Genomic DNA, 16230 nt, shown 5'->3' with positions numbered 1-16230 from the left:
GTTTGAAAATTAATATATTTAGTCTTTTTGTTGCACCGCAACGCTGCAGGTTGGATTTCACCGGATGTGAGGATATCGGTTTATAAATCATCCGTCCATTCTAACCATTTGTTTTTTCATCATTAGCGTCTACACTTAAATTTATCCACTGAATATCACAGAGGATATTTCTTGTGTATTACGATTACAGTGAGGTAAATAATGCGTAAAATCACCGGATTTCTGGCTGCAGGTCTGGCACTGGCGGTGCTTTCTGGCTGTACTACCTACCATCAGGCAGAAAGTTACGTCACCCAGCCTGTCGTAAAAAATGTCAAAAAAGGCATGACCCGTGAACAAGTTCGTCAGATAGGCGGCCGTCCGGCGTCATCGATCACTATGATCCATGCCCGTGGTACCTGCGATACCTACATTATTGGTGAGAATAACGGCAAGCCTCTGACCTATTTCGTCAGCTTCAATGATACCGGAAACGTAATGAATTACGGTTTCCAGAGCTGTGCCGAATATGATACGGATCCACAGTCCCCTCAGAGCTGATTATCTGTAACAAATGCGCGTAATTAAAAGGCCAGCATTGCTGGCCTTATTCATATTACAGCCCGGCAGGTCTCGGGACTTCGATATACTCACCATTAATATCGCGTTGGTAGTAATGGCCAGCCTGCACGTAATAACGTTTTCCGCCGTAATCCAGTACCTGAGTACTTTGTGGTACACTCTGTGGTGGCGGATTAACTACCACATATTCGTTCCCCTGACGCTGATAGTACTGACCGTTCAGCAGGTAATAGGTCAGGCCGCCAATCAGAACCCCGGTCGCGAGGTCAGGAAGGAAACTACCGCGACCACCCCAACCCGGGCCGCCATGACCCCAGCCAGGTCCGCCGCCACCGAAGCCCGGATGTGCCATGGCAACACCTGGCAGAACCAGGCTTAACGCCAGCAAAGGTGCGATAACTTTTTTCATGTTTCATCTCCAACTAAAGCATGGTGAAGTTATAGCGTTGCCATGTAAAAACTCAAGTGCCGGGGGGCTGAATTTTCCTCCCATTACACTACTTAACGCTTTCTTTACGGCCTGTCACGCCCTGTCATTCCTGACCTTCGAATAACGGTCTGAGTCGCAGTGGTGGATGCCCGCGCTGTACTGCATAACCATCAATAACGGTAAGAGGGGCAGGGTAATCTGCCGGTTACTGTAATGACAGACTAATCTGCTTTTGCCATGACACCGCAGTTGTATACAGTTGCCGGCCGGTCGTGTTGATAAACTGTTTAGTCAACTGACCAGGTAAACACACTGCGCACATGACCAGTGAAATACAGAATATCCGCTCCAGTTGGTTATTTTTTTGAGAGTGGAGTAGTGGCAGGCAGAAGCGCCAGCGACAAGGCCAGAGCAGGGGGACGCCTGCCGGTGTCAGCATATCGGCCACAATATGGCTGAGATAACCCAAAACCATACCTTGCATGACATCGGCCGGGAGCCACAACACCCCGGGGAATTTAATCCGCAGTAACCAGACTCCGCCAACAATAGCTATAAGGCTATGGGTAAATCCGCGATGTCCGAACGCTCTGGCCATCGGTTTCGAGATCCAGCGTAGCCGCTGTCCTAGCAAAGAGCCGGGATGGTCGATATCCGGCAGCAGACAGGTCAGCAATGTCGCCGGAATCAGATGCCACCAGTCAGCCCCGGCGATCACCGGAGTCAGCGCGCTACGTTTGGCGATTACCGCGCTGGCAAACGCAAAAAGAATGTGGCCTTCGGCCGTCATGAGATACCTGCAACAACCTGTAAACTGTCAATGCATACAGTATAGGTATTTATACAGTGAAAGTATATGTGACGCTGTAACAATTATTATCGCAGAACAGCGGGGAAAATAGCGGGCGGGAAGAGTATTCTTCCCGCAAAAAGTTATGAAGGCTTCGGGACGCCGAGTAACCCGGGAGTCAAATCATGTAAGGAATCAAGACGGGCGTTTGCCAGACTCCAGACTGGTAATGTAGTTTCTGTGGCGGCCGGAACTACCAGAACCCGCATTCTGGCAGCTTTGGCGGCGACCATTCCGTTCAGGGAGTCCTCAAGTGCGACGCAATGCAGTGGATTAACGTTCAGCTCACCGGCAGCATTCAGGTAAACCTGCGGATGAGGTTTACTGTAGGGCAACTTTTCAGCAGACACCACTGCACTGAAGAAATGACGGATGGAGAACAAGTCCAGGACCATTTCAATCAGAGCTAAGGGAGAAGCAGACGCGAGTCCAATTTTCAGTCCCAGCGACTGACAAAGCGTTAGTGCTTCACGTACTCCTGGCATCAGTGGCTGATGCTGTTGAATAAGCTCTGCCACCCGGACAAAAATTTGCTCAGCGACCCGTTGTTCTGAAATATGAGTCACCTGACAGGCTTCGAACCACATGCTGACGACCTGATCAATACGTAGTCCGGTGGTTTCGGGAAAACTGTCGCGCAGGCTGACATCCACCCCGGCGGCAGAAAAAACCTCTAACTCAGCTTGTTGCCAGAACGGCTCGGTATCAATCAGCAGTCCGTCCATATCAAATATTGCTGCTTTCACCGGGCGTTGATAAGCCATATATCCTCCATAAGATTAAATCAGCGCGTGAGGCCGTGACACGGTGTAAAAGGTGTCCGGATTGAGGAAAGTTTGTCTGAGACAGCTATTGTAACAGGATAAAACAGGAAAAATAGTCAAGGCACAGGTAGACTTGTACCACGAAACCCGCTTCAGGAGAGAGCATGAACTACCAACAGACTGGCCGGATAGCGATAGCCAAAAAAATTGCTGGCTGGGTACTCTTTATTCCGGCTGTGATATCCACCGTGGTATCAGTGCTTAATTTTCTGTTTATCCACAGTGACAAACAGCCAGGTATCGATGCCGTATTATCCGATTTCCTGCATGTCATGATTGATATGATTAAATTTAATACTCATTTCCTGGATATGTTCTGGAATAACTCCCCGACCCCTGAGTTCCATACCAGGGCGAATGTGATGTTCTGGATAATTTATGCGGTGATCTTTATTGGTCTGGCATTGCAGGCATCCGGGGCCCGGATGTGGCGGCAATCGCGTTTTCTGAAAGAGAATATCGAAGACCAGTTAATCATTGAACAGGCGAAAGAGACAGGAGGCCTGACCCGCCAGCAATTGACTGATCGGTTCCAGGCCCATAATCACTCAATTTTCCGTCAATACTTCCCGCTGTATGTGCTGCCTGTCATTATTATTGTGATCGGCTATTTTATTCTGCGCATTACAGGGCTGCTTTACGTCTGAGTATTATCCATTACTGCGCAACAGAACATTGATAGTCTGTTGCGCGGCTTCCTTCCAGGGTCCACCAAAAGCACTGGCCCGGTTCAACAGGTAGTAAAGGCGATAGGCCGGTTGTCGCTGTTGATAGCCGGCAGGTAAGGGCGTCTCTGCCTGATAACTGTCAATCAACACTGCGGTCAGCAAATTATCAGGTTGCCATAACGCTAAATCACACTCTCTGTCTCCCCAGTAGCAGGCTGGATTAAACAGCCACGGGCTGCCATGGGCTTCGGCACAGTGTCCCGGCCACAAGTCACCGTGGAGTAATGAAGGCTCGGGGTAGTGGTTTTCCAGGCAGCGTTCGATACAGGCAACAATTTTATCAGTATTACCAAAATGAAGACCTTTCTCTGCCGCTATCTGCAACTGCCAGCCAATACGTTGTTCAGAAAAGAAGGATGACCAACGGTGCTGCCAGTTATTTGGCTGAGGTGACAACGTCACTGAATTGTCAAAATCCAGACCAAATTTAGGCTGATCGCTCCACTGGTGAAGTTGTGAAAGCTGCTGCCCCAACTTCACGGCTGAGTTGGTCGACAAGGGCGCGGGAGGCAAATATTCAAGGATCAGGAAACTTTGATGACGGGACGTACCGGTACCATACACTTTGGGTACCCTGACGCAACCTGTTCTTTGCAACAGTTCTAGCTGGTCAGCTTCTTCGATAAAGCCGGTCAACATGGCCTGGTGATTGGATTTCACGAAGTAGTGTTTATCACCGCACACCAGTTGCCAGGACTGGTTAACTTCCCCACCGTGACATTGGTGATAGTGGGATATCCCTGAAAAATCCTGTTGTTGTTCCTCTAACAGTCGAGTAATGGCTGACCACATGGTGTTGTCCTCAATTTTCGCTGTGTGTCTGAATTATAACCCGTGTGAAGGCGTGAACGCCAGACGTAGAATCCTGATTTGCGATACTCCTTGAGGAGGTGAATTTTTTTACACTACAGTCATCGGGCGGATATGACTCAGACCCATTCATGCCGACGAAAAGATAAGCATTACCCCTTAAATTTACACAGTCTTTACCAATGACATATTAAGAAGCATTCCGATGCCTGTTTAATGTAATTTTACTTCCCATTTTTTTTTTCGGGCATATGATACGCAGCGTTGTTCGGATTGATCTGAATAACGCTAATGCCTGGCACTTTTTTTTGACAATCCATGTCAACTAATGGTTTTTTACGAAACTCAGGCTTAAGCATTTAATGCTGTTTGGAAGTATTCGGGCTTAGCTTTTAACAACGTCGTCGGTACAGGTCATTATTAATGAAAGTTTTCAATAGAATTTCTACAGCGTTACTGCTGACTGCCGGAGTTATGGGGCATCAGGCTTTTGCAGATAACTCCGTTTTTACGTCCATGGATGATCCTTCAACTGCGAAGAAATCGTTTGTCGGTACCGCGGCAGCAGGTTACCTGGCTCAGACTGGAAACACTACCAGTTCATCACTGACTGCACAGACCAATATGACCTGGTATAAGTCTGATATGGCATACAGTCTGTGGGGCAATGCCTCTAACACCTCTTCAAATGATGAACGTTCATCCGAGACTTATACTATCGGTGGACGTACACGTTATAACCTGAACAGCAGTGATTACCTGTTTGGTCAGGCTAGTTGGTTAAGTGACCGTTTTAACGGATACAGAAGCCGCGACACACTGGCTACCGGTTATGGTCGCCAGATTCTTAACGGTCCCGTGCATTCACTGCGTGTTGAATTCGGTCCTGGCGTGCGCTATGACGAGTACCAGGGGGGAGGGCATTCGACCAAAGCCTTAGCTTATGGAGCGATGAGTTATCAATACCAACTGACTGATACCACCAAATTTATCCAGGGTGTCTCTGCGCTGAGTACTTTAGGTGATGATACTACGCTGAACTCCGAGACCGGAATCCAGGTGGCAATCAACACTGATTTCTCTCTGAAAGTCGCTTATGACGTCACCTGGAATAATGCGCCGCCAGCCAGCGCCCCGGATCACACTGATACCAAAACTACCGTTATGCTGAGTTATAATATGTAATAACGGCCTGACTAACGCGCTGCTAAGCAGTGTGATGGCAGACAGGAAACAGGCACCCTTGCGCCAGCGAATTCAATTTCGCCAGGCTCAGCTTATGGGTGCTGTTTTTGGGCTGTTAAATGATTGAACCGGCAGAAAACCGTGCAGCAGCAGTGAGCACGCCAGAGAACATATGCCGAAGTGAGAGCGGGAGCGGGAGTGGTTAGACCGGACTAACAGAATACGGAGACAGGAATTATTTCCTGCCTCCGTGACTGAACAGTTTGGTCGGTATATATCAGCCTGAAGAGGAGTGATAGTTATCCGTTAGTCTGTTGTTGCTGCAGCTGTTTTTGCTGAGCTGCTTTTTCGGCAGCCGCTTTTTTCGCCATATGATGTCCGATAACACAACCTGATACCGCACCGAGAACGGCATGGTGATGTGCCATGTGGCCAGCAACTCCACCGACAACAGCACCTTTAAGACAACCTGCAGCCATAGCAGCTTGTGAAATGGCTAATGATCCTGCCAGGGCTAGTGTAATTACATACTTCTTCATGATAAAACTCTCCTGCAATAACTGCTCAAAGAGTAGCACCTGCTTCATGGATTACTATGCAGGTTTTTATTAATTTCATAGATTAATTGTTTCAGAACGGAAACTTTGTAACCTGCAGAAAAGTGTGTTGTGAAACTGTAATTTTTCCAAATCGCTCTTTGGGTTAAGCTGCTCATCACTCTGGCTAAGTGAATGATCGCGGGTTGTGTTAAGCTTCTGTTCATCCAAAGGTTGTTATTTGAGTGGTCATCCACTAGTCTGGATAACGTATACGATAGCGGGAGAACAACCGCTTGTTAAAGGTTGCAGCAGCCTGAAGAGTTTTACTTTAGCTATCACACTGTCTGGTAATCAGCGCTGATAGGCTGGTAGGCTGTTTTTGATGAGCGGGAGGGATGCTCTACTGCGTCACCCACTCACCAGGCTCGACACAGGGAAGTTTGACCGGATTGATTAAGATCTGGTCTGCGGACAATATTTTACGTCAGATTCAGAGGCAAACAGAGTTGAAATTGAAAGCAGATATTCCTGATATTGGTTCAACGCCTTCCGCGTCAGTCATTATTGCTAAATATCTACGGGAAGCTATCATCTCCGGAGAGATGAGTGAAAATGAACCTATCCGCCAGGATGTTATTGCCGGATTATTTAATGTCAGCAAAATTCCGGTTCGCGAGGCGTTAAAACTGTTGGAAGCGGAAGGGCTGGTCATTTTCTATCGTAACCGCGGTGCGGTAGTGGCTACCATTACTGAACCCGAACTGGCACAGATGTTTGAAGTCAGGGTGTTACTGGAATCCAAGCTGATGCAGCTGGCAGTCACACAAATGAACGCCGGTCATATCACCCGCATCAGTGAAGCCTGCGATCGCTTTATCGCGGAACAGGACGCCAGCCGCTGGGCTGAGCTGAACTGGGATATCCATGCGGCGTTTTACGCGGCAGCCAACCGGCCCTTTATGATGGATATGTTACGTTCGATTCATGATAAAATTGAGCGTTATATGCGTCTGCAACTGGCGGTGGCTGAAGGTTTGACAAATGCAGATATCGAGCACCGGGCCATTCTGGACGCTTGTAAAAACAGGGATTCAGAAAAAGCCGTCGAACTCATGAAACAACATATTATTGGTGTTTGCCGCGATCTCTACGCCCATCTGCCGGGATTTACCGGTTTTGACGATGATATTTAGTCATATCTGATACAGGCCTGTGGTTATTACTACAGGTCAGTGTCTGTCTTGTCATCTCATCTCTCCTGCTCTTTTTTATTGTTGCTGTATACTGCTGATCTGTGAGGGGTTATATTAAGTTCTGCCTCTTGTCCCGTGAGTGTCAACCAGATACCAGCCTGCGGCATTCGTATAAATCAGTGTGGTAAGCCAGAGTGTCAGTTTCATTTTTGCACGACTTTATCGCTTTTTGGCACAATTCCAGCCAGCAGAAACACACTCCGCGCCAACTTTAGATACATCAGACATATCATTACGTTATGCCCTTTACCATAGCCACTCCTGTCACTGAAGAGAATGGAGGTACTGTGCGAAACAGAATGGCATTTTGCTGGTTATTTCTGGTGGTTTCATTCAGCGGATTTGCAGAGGGTGTTCATCCTCTGCCACTAAAGAATGAAAAGGGGGCGATGGCTCACTACCGGATAATGGATACCTCAGAACGAGCTGATGACCACATCAGTGAAAAAGTTCCTGAACTTGTGGCTAAGCGTTGACCGGTTGTCTACCGGAGAAAAGACCTCGCTGTATTTGCGAGGCTTTTTTTCAAAAATACGTCATATAAATCGGAGTGACCTGGCAAACCAGGTTTTTTTAGTATATCGGCGGTATATTGTTTAAAAAACCTGTAACTTTAACAGCATACAAAAAATTAATTTTTCCTGAGGAAGGATTTTATCGGGCGGGTAACAATATTTGTCATAATTAACTATCAATTGACCCCTGTGACAGTTATGATGAATAAAATTTACTAATAAATGGATATCGCGATGGCTAATTTATATAGAATTATCGCGTCAATGTTGCAGGAGAAACGAAAAAGTCATTCTGAAAGAATTAGCCATATTTTAGAACTCGTTGCTCTCGGGAATGAAATTTTTTTTTCATATGAAAACTCATTAAAATCTCCTTCCGGCATTGTGACTGACTCAGCCTTCATTAGCGATTTCAGCTCTCACAGCCACGAGGCGGTAAACCTCTACGGTTTGCCGGTTGGCGCCGATCGGCATCTAAATTTTAACATCATCACTACGGTTAAAACGATACCTGATAAGCCAGTTTTTTTGGGTGTTAAGGTGGAAATATTCAAAGAGTCGGACGATTTTTTTGTCTGTTTAGGGACAGAAGATTGTGTGTTTTTTGAGTTCCCTGCGAGCAGGGGCGACGAATATCTGTCAAAAATATCGTTAGTCATTCGCCAGTTTGTCATTCAACTGAGCCAGGACAGAATTATCAGTTCTGATTTTATCCATCAGCCAGTTTTGTTCAGTAAGTAGTGTTTTTATCTGTTTACTGCGCGTGTCTTGAATAAATGAATTATTTATTCTTTTGGTGGTTTTTATTCTACAGGATTAAAAGTTCTATTTGAAATTCACCTGTATTTGAAAATAATGACAGATGTAAGCTTAAATATCCGGATTTCCGGTATTCTCTGCGAGTCATATTATCATGGGAACAGTCTCTTTCCTGTGAAACATTGAGCAGTAAAACTCTGTAACCGACCAAGACCGACTCCTGTGACCCCGGGCTGGTGGTCAATGAGCGGAAAAGTGATAGTGGGTTAAGGCTGCTGCTCCTGTCAGGAGGTACAAGGTTTTCGACGAAGAGTTTTTGACTTCCAAAGAGTTATGTCTGAGTTCATAAATCATTCCAAACCGAATCTCTCCCTTTTCGTCCCCGCCATTAACATGTAACATTAGCTCCGTTGCTTTGCTGTGAGGGCCGGGGATTATGCCTGTGTACCAAATGGTGTACCTCATCGTAAAAACCTCCAATGAGACAAAGCTTAAGTAGTTGAATTTAAATTAAAATCAATCTTTGTATGTAGCCTTTGGTGTGGGTTACCACTGCAATTAAGGATATGAAATGCCAGTGATTACTCTTCCTGATGGAAGTCAGCGTTCTTATGACCATGCGGTCAGTGTCATGGATATTGCGCAGGATATTGGTCCCGGTCTGGCGAAAGCCTGTATCGCGGGGCGGGTGAATGGTGAACTGGTGGACGCCGTCGACCCGATTACCGACGATGCGACTGTTGCCATTATTACCGCCAAAGATGAAGCGGGTATTGAAATTATTCGCCACTCCTGCGCGCACCTGTTAGGTCATGCCATTAAGCAGCTTTGGCCGGATACCAAAATGGCTATCGGTCCGGTGATTGACCACGGTTTCTATTATGACGTCGATATGGATCATACCCTGACCCAGGAAGATCTGGAACAGCTGGAAAAGCGGATGCATCAGCTGGCAGAAACCAATTACGATGTGATCAAAAAGAAAGTCAGCTGGCAGGAAGCGCGTGATACTTTTGAATCGCGCGGTGAAGACTACAAAATTGCCATCCTGGATGAAAATATCAGCCATGATGACCGGCCTGGCCTGTATCATCATGAAGAATATATCGACATGTGTCGTGGACCGCACGTGCCGAATATGCGTTTCTGCCACCATTTTAAACTACAGAAAACTGCGGGTGCTTACTGGCGCGGTGACAGCGACAATAAAATGCTGCAGCGTATTTACGGCACTGCCTGGGCAGATAAAAAGCAGTTGGCAGCCTATCTGAAGCGTCTGGAAGAAGCGGCAAAACGCGACCACCGTAAAATTGGTAAACAGCTTGATCTTTACCATATGCAGGAAGAAGCACCAGGTATGGTGTTCTGGCATAATGATGGCTGGACCATATTCCGGGAGCTGGAAGTTTTTGTCCGTACCAAACTAAAAGAGTACCAGTATCAGGAAGTTAAAGGTCCGTTTATGATGGACCGCGTTCTGTGGGAAAAAACAGGTCACTGGGAAAACTATAAAGAGGCAATGTTCACGACATCCTCAGAAAACCGTGAATACTGCATCAAGCCGATGAACTGTCCGGGGCATGTGCAGATCTTTAATCAGGGTCTTAAATCTTACCGTGATCTGCCACTGCGAATGGCTGAATTTGGTAGCTGTCACCGTAATGAACCGTCAGGTGCCTTGCACGGACTGATGCGTGTGCGTGGCTTTACTCAGGATGATGCGCATATTTTCTGTACGGAAGAGCAGATTCTGGATGAAGTGAACAGCTGTATCCGGATGATTTATGATATGTATGGTACTTTTGGCTTCGAAAAAATCGTCGTTAAACTATCCACCCGTCCGGAAAAACGCATTGGTAGCGAAGAACTGTGGGATCGCGCAGAACAAAATCTGGCTGAAGCACTGAATTTAAATAACATCGAATTTGAATATCAGCCAGGCGAAGGGGCATTTTATGGCCCGAAAATTGAATTTACTTTATATGATTGTCTGGATCGTGCGTGGCAATGTGGTACAGTACAGCTCGATTTTTCTCTGCCGTCACGTCTCGATGCCACTTATGTGGGCGAAAACAACGATCGCCAGACCCCGGTAATGATTCACCGTGCGATTCTGGGTTCGATGGAACGTTTTATTGGTATTCTGACCGAGGAGTACGCGGGCTTTTTCCCAAGCTGGCTGGCACCATTGCAGGTGGTATTGATGAATATCACCGACAGTCAGGCAGAATATGTCAACGAATTAACCCAAAAATTACAAAAAGCGGGCATTCGTGTAAAAGCAGACTTGAGAAACGAGAAGATAGGCTTTAAAATTCGCGAACACACATTACGTCGTGTCCCCTATATGTTGGTCTGCGGTGAAAAAGAAGTGGAAGCTGGCAAAGTTGCTGTGCGTACCCGCCGTGGCGTTGACTTAGGTTCTATGGACGTCGATGTATTTATAGATAAGCTGCAGCAAGAAATACGCAGCAGACATCTTCATCAATTGGAGGAGTAAGGTATTAAAGGCGGAAAACGAGTACAACCAACGCGTCCGAATCGTATTAACGGCGAAATCCGTGCCACTGAGGTACGTCTGACGGGTGTTGACGGTGAGCAGTTAGGCATTGTCAGTCTGCGTGAAGCTTTAGAAAAATCTGAAGAAGCAGGCGTGGATTTAGTTGAAATCAGCCCTAACGCCGAGCCGCCGGTTTGCCGAATTATGGATTACGGCAAATTCCTCTATGAAAAAAGCAAATCTTCTAAGGAACAGAAGAAGAAGCAAAAAATTGTCCAGGTTAAGGAAATCAAATTCCGGCCTGGTACAGATGAAGGCGACTATCAGGTCAAACTACGCAACCTGGTTCGTTTTCTCGAAGAGGGCGATAAAGCCAAAATCACTCTGCGTTTCCGTGGACGTGAGATGGCGCACCAACAGATCGGTATGGAAGTGCTTAACCGCGTGAAAGAAGATCTGGCTGAACTGGCAGTTGTAGAATCCTTTCCAACAAGGATTGAAGGCCGTCAGATGATCATGGTGCTCGCACCTAAGAAGAAGTAGTAGGCTTTCAAGTCATCCTTCTGTCTGTCCGGTAACGGCGGGACGGAAGGATGCGCCTGCTGATTCATTTTATTAACAATGCGAAGTGGATATTTTATAAAATGCCAAAGATTAAAACTGTACGTGGAGCGGCTAAACGCTTCAAGAAGACCGCTTCAGGCGGCTTCAAGCGTAAACGCGCTAACCTGCGTCATATTCTGACTAAAAAGTCTACTAAGCGTAAACGTCACCTGCGCCCGAAAGGCATGGTTTCTAAAGGCGATCTGGGTCTGGTTGTTGCCTGCCTGCCGTACGCATAAGTTAACTTTTTTTTTCACAGAATATAAAACAGGAGAGCTATTATGGCTCGTGTAAAACGTGGTGTCATTGCCCGCGCACGTCACAAAAAAATCTTAAAACAAGCTAAAGGTTACTACGGTGCACGTTCACGTGTTTATCGTGTTGCCTTCCAGGCCGTTATCAAAGCTGGTCAGTACGCATACCGCGACCGTCGTCAACGTAAGCGTCAGTTCCGCCAGCTGTGGATTGCACGTATCAACGCTGCAGCCCGTCAGAATGGTCTGTCTTACAGCCGTTTCATCAATGGCCTGAAAAAAGCCTCAATTGAAATCGACCGTAAGATTCTGGCTGACATCGCAGTATTCGACAAAGTAGCCTTCGCTGCTTTAGTTGAAAAAGCGAAATCAGTTCTGGCATAAGTCAGATAAAAAAGGGAGCTTGCTCCCTTTTTTATTATCTCTGATAAATGCTAACTATTTGACTTCAATCTGTTATTATAGCGTTCCGGTGATTAATTCTGATAACACAAAGGTAATGCAAGAATGAACCCTGCTATTTTCCGTTTCTTTTTTTACTTTAGCACCTGATTCCCGGGGGCTTTTGCGCAGCAGAAAAGAAACGAAAAATCGCGCTGAAAGCCTCCCTGGTGGAGGCTTTGTTGTTTCTGGCGACCACTATACGGGCTCCGGTCCATACAAGAACAGAACACCAGACTAACTGAGAAGAAGAGGAAAACATGTCCCAACTCGCAGATTTAGTTGCCCGTGCCAGGGCCGCTATAGACGAGGCGACGGATATCGCCACCCTGGATGCCGTACGCGTCGAATACCTGGGAAAAAAAGGCCACCTGACTCTGCAGATGACGACACTCCGTGAGTTACCTGCTGAAGACCGTCCAGCGGCCGGTGCCGTGATCAATGAAGCTAAACAGCAGGTTCAGGAACTGTTAAACAGCCGTAAACAGACCCTGGAATCTGAAGCGCTGAATGCACGACTGTCTGCAGAGACGATTGATGTTTCTCTGCCTGGCCGTCGGATTGAGAATGGCGGACTGCATCCGGTCACCCGCACGATTGATCGTATCGAAAGCTTTTTCGGAGAACTGGGCTTTACCACCGTCACCGGTCCTGAAATCGAAGATGCCTATTACAATTTCGATGCGTTGAACATTCCGGCTCATCACCCGGCCCGTGCTGACCACGATACTTTCTGGTTTGACGCACAGCGGTTGCTGCGTACCCAGACTTCCGGTATGCAAATCCGCACTATGGAAAAAAGCGCACCGCCAATTCGTATTATCGTGCCTGGCCGTGTTTATCGTAACGATTACGACCAGACGCATACCCCGATGTTCCACCAGATGGAAGGTCTGTTGGTTGACAAAAACATCAGCTTTACCAATCTGAAAGGCACGCTGCACGATTTCCTGAACAACTTCTTCGAAGAAGATTTGCAGATCCGTTTTCGTCCTTCTTATTTCCCGTTTACTGAGCCTTCGGCGGAAGTGGATGTTATGGGTAAAAACGGCAAGTGGCTGGAAGTGTTAGGCTGCGGGATGGTCCACCCGAATGTATTACGTAATGTAGGTATCGATCCTGAAGTTTATTCCGGATTTGCTTTCGGTATGGGTATGGAACGTCTGACCATGCTGCGTTATGGCGTTTCTGATTTACGTGCATTCTTCGAAAACGATCTGCGTTTTCTCAAACAGTTTAAATAAGGGCAGGTTATCCAATGAAATTCAGTGAACTTTGGTTACGTGAATGGGTAAATCCGGCCCTGAGCAGTGAGCAACTCTCTGGTCAGATTACCATGGCGGGTCTGGAAGTCGATGGTGTGGCTCCGGTAGCCGGGGATTTCCATGGCGTAGTGGTGGGGGAAGTGGTCGAATGTGGCCAGCACCCTAATGCAGATAAATTACGTGTGACTAAGATTAATGTTGGCGGCGATCGTCTGCTGGATATCGTCTGTGGTGCACCAAACTGCCGTCAGGGACTGAAAGTCGCTGTAGCGATGGTGGGTGCGGTACTGCCTGGCGATTTCAAAATCAAAGCGGCAAAATTACGGGGTGAGCCCTCAGAAGGGATGTTGTGTTCTTATTCTGAACTGGGGATCAATGTTGAATCTGACGGTATTATGGAGCTGCCAGCGGATGCCACTCCGGGGACCAATTTCCGTGAGTACCTGAAACTGGATGACAGCACCATTGAAATCAGTGTGACTCCGAACCGTGCCGACTGCTTAGGTATCATCGGAATTGCCCGCGATGTGGCGGTACTGAATGGTTTACCGTTGAACCCGCCGGTGATTGAACCGGTGGCAGCGACAACTGACCGTAGCTTCCCGATTGATATTCAGGCGACAGATGCCTGCCCGCGTTATCTGGGGCGGGTGATTACCGGGATTAACGTTGCAGCGGCCACGCCGTTATGGATGACTGAAAAATTACGTCGCTGTGGTATCCGTTCTATCGATGCAGTCGTCGACATCACCAACTATGTCTTGCTGGAACTTGGTCAGCCAATGCATGCCTTCGATCTCGACCGTTTGCAGGGTGGCATCGTGGTACGTCAGGCGACGGAAGGTGAAAAGCTGACCCTGCTGGATGATAGTGAAGCCACACTGAGCAGTGACACTCTGGTGATTGCAGACCAACAAAAAGCCCTGGCGATGGCGGGAATTTTTGGTGGGGCAGACTCAGGGGTTAATGAGCAGACACAAAATGTGCTGCTGGAAAGCGCCTGGTTTAATCCACTGGCTATCACTGGTCGTGCCCGTCGTCAGGGACTTCACACGGATGCTTCCCACCGTTATGAGCGTGGTGTCGATCCGACACTGCAACATACTGCGATTGAAAGAGCGACCCGTTTACTGTTAGACATCTGTGGTGGTGAGGCTGGTCCGGTGATTGATCGTACTCATCAGGATGCGTTACCGGTGCCGGCAACCATCACCCTGCGTCGTGATAAACTGGACCGTCTTATTGGTCATCATATTGCTGATAACCAGGTCACAGATATCCTGCAACGTCTGGGTTGTGATGTCACTGTCGGACAGGATCAGTGGACCGCAGTGGCACCTGCCTGGCGTTTTGATATGGAAATCGAAGAAGACCTGGTCGAAGAAGTTGCCCGCGTTTATGGTTACAACAATATTCCGGATGTCCCTGTTAAAGCGGATCTGGTGATGCCAGCTCATCGTGAAGCCAGTTTGCCACTGAAACGTGCTAAAGCGATGCTGGTAGACAAAGGTTATCAGGAAGCCATTACTTATAGTTTTGTCGATCCGAAACTGCAGGGCCTGGTTCATCCGGGACAGGAAGCTCTTATCCTCCCTAACCCGATTTCCAGTGAAATGTCAGCGATGCGTCTGTCACTGCTGACGGGGCTGCTGGGCGCGGTTGTCTACAACCAAAACCGTCAGCAAAACCGTGTCCGGTTGTTTGAAAGCGGACTACGTTTTGTGCCTGACAATAGTGCAGATCTTGGTATTCATCAGCAGACAATGCTGGCGGGTGTCATTACCGGGCCACGAAATGAAGAACACTGGGATCAGGAACGGGCGACCGTTGATTTCTTCGATCTGAAAGGGGATCTGGAGTCAGTTCTGGAACTGACCGGTAAACTGGCACAGACTGAATTCCGGGCGGAAGCACATCCGGCACTGCATCCCGGGCAAAGTGCTGCTATTTATTTGCAGGATCAATACATTGGTTTTATCGGGGTCGTACATCCTGAGCTGGAGCGTAAGCTCTCTCTGAATGGCCGGACAGTAGTGTTTGAACTGGAATGGGATCGCCTTGCAGACCGCGTCCTGCCTGTCGCGAAGGAGATTTCGCGCTTCCCGGCAAACCGTCGTGATATCGCTGTTGTGGTGGCCGAAAACGTGCCTGCAGCTGATATAATTGCAGAGTGCAGGAAAGTTGGCGTAAATCAGATAGTTGGCGTAAACTTGTTTGACGTGTACCGCGGTAAGGGTGTGAGTGAGGGTTATAAGAGCCTTGCAATCAGCCTGATTTTGCAGGATACCAGCCGGACACTCGAAGAAGACGAAATCGCCGCGACTGTTGCTAACTGTGTTGCGGCATTAAAAGAGCGATTCCAGGCAACCTTGAGGGATTGAACTTATGGCGCTTACAAAAGCTGAAATGTCAGAGTACCTGTTTGAAAAACTTGGTCTGAGCAAGCGTGACGCAAAGGATCTTGTTGAACTGTTTTTTGAAGAAGTCCGCAGGGCATTAGAGAATGGTGAGCAGGTTAAACTGTCAGGCTTTGGCAATTTTGACTTACGTGATAAGAACCAACGTCCGGGAAGAAATCCGAAAACCGGGGAAGATATCCCGATTACGGCCCGTCGTGTTGTGACTTTCCGTCCGGGGCAAAAATTGAAAAGTCGTGTAGAAAACGCCGCTCCGAAGAAAGGTTAATTTCTTTTACGAGGCAATGTGAAAAGGC

19 protein-coding genes and 1 other annotated feature are annotated in these 16230 nt (G+C 47.6%); of the genes, 14 read left to right on the top strand and 5 right to left on the bottom strand.

All coding sequences use genetic code 11. The features are described 5' to 3' along the window. Positions 1-201 precede the first annotated feature (201 nt). Positions 202-540 (top strand): osmotically-inducible lipoprotein OsmE, encoded by a 339-nt coding sequence (gene osmE / locus B3Z23_RS09445; protein ID WP_294907280.1) that lies wholly within the window; start codon positions 202-204, stop codon positions 538-540. 55 nt (positions 541-595) lie between these two features. Here osmE and B3Z23_RS09440 read toward each other — a convergent pair whose 3' ends face one another. The 3 genes from B3Z23_RS09440 to hxpB all read right to left on the bottom strand — a co-directional run bounded on the left by B3Z23_RS09440 (position 596) and on the right by hxpB (position 2605). Further along, on the bottom strand, positions 596-970 hold the full coding sequence (locus tag B3Z23_RS09440; RefSeq protein ID WP_294907277.1) for a DUF6515 family protein: 375 nt from the start codon (positions 968-970) through the stop codon (positions 596-598). Between the two features lie 226 nt (positions 971-1196). Beyond that, complete coding sequence (locus B3Z23_RS09435) at positions 1197-1781, bottom strand: metal-dependent hydrolase (RefSeq protein WP_294907274.1); 585 nt, start codon at positions 1779-1781, stop codon at positions 1197-1199. Positions 1782-1924: 143 nt separating this feature from the next. Then, a complete protein-coding gene (hxpB, locus tag B3Z23_RS09430; protein ID WP_294907272.1) occupies positions 1925-2605 on the bottom strand; it encodes a hexitol phosphatase HxpB in 681 nt (226 codons plus the stop codon). Between the two features lie 164 nt (positions 2606-2769). On the opposite strand from hxpB, the gene B3Z23_RS09425 reads away from it, so the two are divergent. Next, positions 2770-3312 carry a YniB family protein gene (locus B3Z23_RS09425; protein WP_294907269.1) on the top strand — a complete coding sequence of 181 codons (543 nt, stop codon included), beginning with the start codon at positions 2770-2772 and terminating at the stop codon, positions 3310-3312. 3 nt (positions 3313-3315) lie between these two features. On the opposite strand, the gene B3Z23_RS09420 is transcribed toward B3Z23_RS09425, so the two are convergent. After that, positions 3316-4185: a fructosamine kinase family protein gene (locus B3Z23_RS09420; protein ID WP_294907266.1), complete on the bottom strand. Its 870-nt coding sequence runs from the start codon at positions 4183-4185 to the stop codon at positions 3316-3318. Between the two features lie 441 nt (positions 4186-4626). On the opposite strand from B3Z23_RS09420, the gene B3Z23_RS09415 reads away from it, so the two are divergent. Then, complete coding sequence (locus B3Z23_RS09415; protein WP_294907264.1) at positions 4627-5388, top strand: DUF481 domain-containing protein; 762 nt, start codon at positions 4627-4629, stop codon at positions 5386-5388. Positions 5389-5687: 299 nt separating this feature from the next. On the opposite strand, the gene B3Z23_RS09410 is transcribed toward B3Z23_RS09415, so the two are convergent. Continuing rightward, positions 5688-5927, bottom strand: a complete 240-nt coding sequence (locus tag B3Z23_RS09410; protein WP_294907262.1) for a hypothetical protein — start codon at positions 5925-5927, stop codon at positions 5688-5690. A gap of 506 nt (positions 5928-6433) precedes the next feature. On the opposite strand from B3Z23_RS09410, the gene B3Z23_RS09405 reads away from it, so the two are divergent. From B3Z23_RS09405 to ihfA, 11 genes are all read left to right on the top strand, one after another. Continuing rightward, a complete protein-coding gene (locus tag B3Z23_RS09405; RefSeq protein ID WP_294907259.1) occupies positions 6434-7120 on the top strand; it encodes a GntR family transcriptional regulator in 687 nt (228 codons plus the stop codon). A 347-nt stretch (positions 7121-7467) separates the two neighbouring features. Continuing rightward, positions 7468-7656 (top strand): hypothetical protein, encoded by a 189-nt coding sequence (locus B3Z23_RS09400; RefSeq protein WP_294907256.1) that lies wholly within the window; start codon positions 7468-7470, stop codon positions 7654-7656. Positions 7657-7929: 273 nt separating this feature from the next. Further along, positions 7930-8436, top strand: coding sequence for a hypothetical protein (locus B3Z23_RS09395; protein ID WP_294907253.1), 507 nt, complete (start codon positions 7930-7932; stop codon positions 8434-8436). 589 nt (positions 8437-9025) lie between these two features. Beyond that, positions 9026-10954 (top strand): threonine--tRNA ligase, encoded by a 1929-nt coding sequence (thrS, locus tag B3Z23_RS09390; protein ID WP_294907250.1) that lies wholly within the window; start codon positions 9026-9028, stop codon positions 10952-10954. 3 nt (positions 10955-10957) lie between these two features. After that, entirely contained in the window at positions 10958-11497 is a 540-nt protein-coding gene (gene infC / locus B3Z23_RS09385) for a translation initiation factor IF-3 (protein WP_294907708.1), read from the top strand. A 101-nt stretch (positions 11498-11598) separates the two neighbouring features. After that, a complete protein-coding gene (rpmI, locus tag B3Z23_RS09380; protein ID WP_011146889.1) occupies positions 11599-11796 on the top strand; it encodes a 50S ribosomal protein L35 in 198 nt (65 codons plus the stop codon). Between the two features lie 42 nt (positions 11797-11838). Further along, positions 11839-12195 (top strand): 50S ribosomal protein L20, encoded by a 357-nt coding sequence (rplT, locus tag B3Z23_RS09375; RefSeq protein ID WP_038020526.1) that lies wholly within the window; start codon positions 11839-11841, stop codon positions 12193-12195. A 118-nt stretch (positions 12196-12313) separates the two neighbouring features. Beyond that, positions 12314-12439 (top strand) — a sequence feature (Phe leader region). Continuing rightward, positions 12319-12363 carry a pheST operon leader peptide PheM gene (pheM, locus tag B3Z23_RS09370; RefSeq protein WP_156994596.1) on the top strand — a complete coding sequence of 15 codons (45 nt, stop codon included), beginning with the start codon at positions 12319-12321 and terminating at the stop codon, positions 12361-12363. It overlaps the preceding feature by 45 nt. Before the next feature lie 73 nt (positions 12440-12512). Then, positions 12513-13496, top strand: a complete 984-nt coding sequence (gene pheS, locus B3Z23_RS09365) for a phenylalanine--tRNA ligase subunit alpha (RefSeq protein ID WP_294907238.1) — start codon at positions 12513-12515, stop codon at positions 13494-13496. A 14-nt stretch (positions 13497-13510) separates the two neighbouring features. Further along, entirely contained in the window at positions 13511-15898 is a 2388-nt protein-coding gene (gene pheT / locus B3Z23_RS09360; protein WP_294907235.1) for a phenylalanine--tRNA ligase subunit beta, read from the top strand. Between the two features lie 4 nt (positions 15899-15902). Beyond that, the gene (ihfA, locus tag B3Z23_RS09355; RefSeq protein ID WP_038020529.1) at positions 15903-16202 is read left to right on the top strand and encodes an integration host factor subunit alpha; all 300 of its coding nucleotides are present in this window, start codon (positions 15903-15905) and stop codon (positions 16200-16202) included. Positions 16203-16230 lie beyond the last annotated feature (28 nt).

The organism is Tatumella sp. UBA2305, from assembly GCF_002345795.1.
Lineage (GTDB): Bacteria > Pseudomonadota > Gammaproteobacteria > Enterobacterales > Enterobacteriaceae > Tatumella > Tatumella morbirosei.
This window is presented reverse-complemented; position numbering and strand designations above follow the sequence as displayed.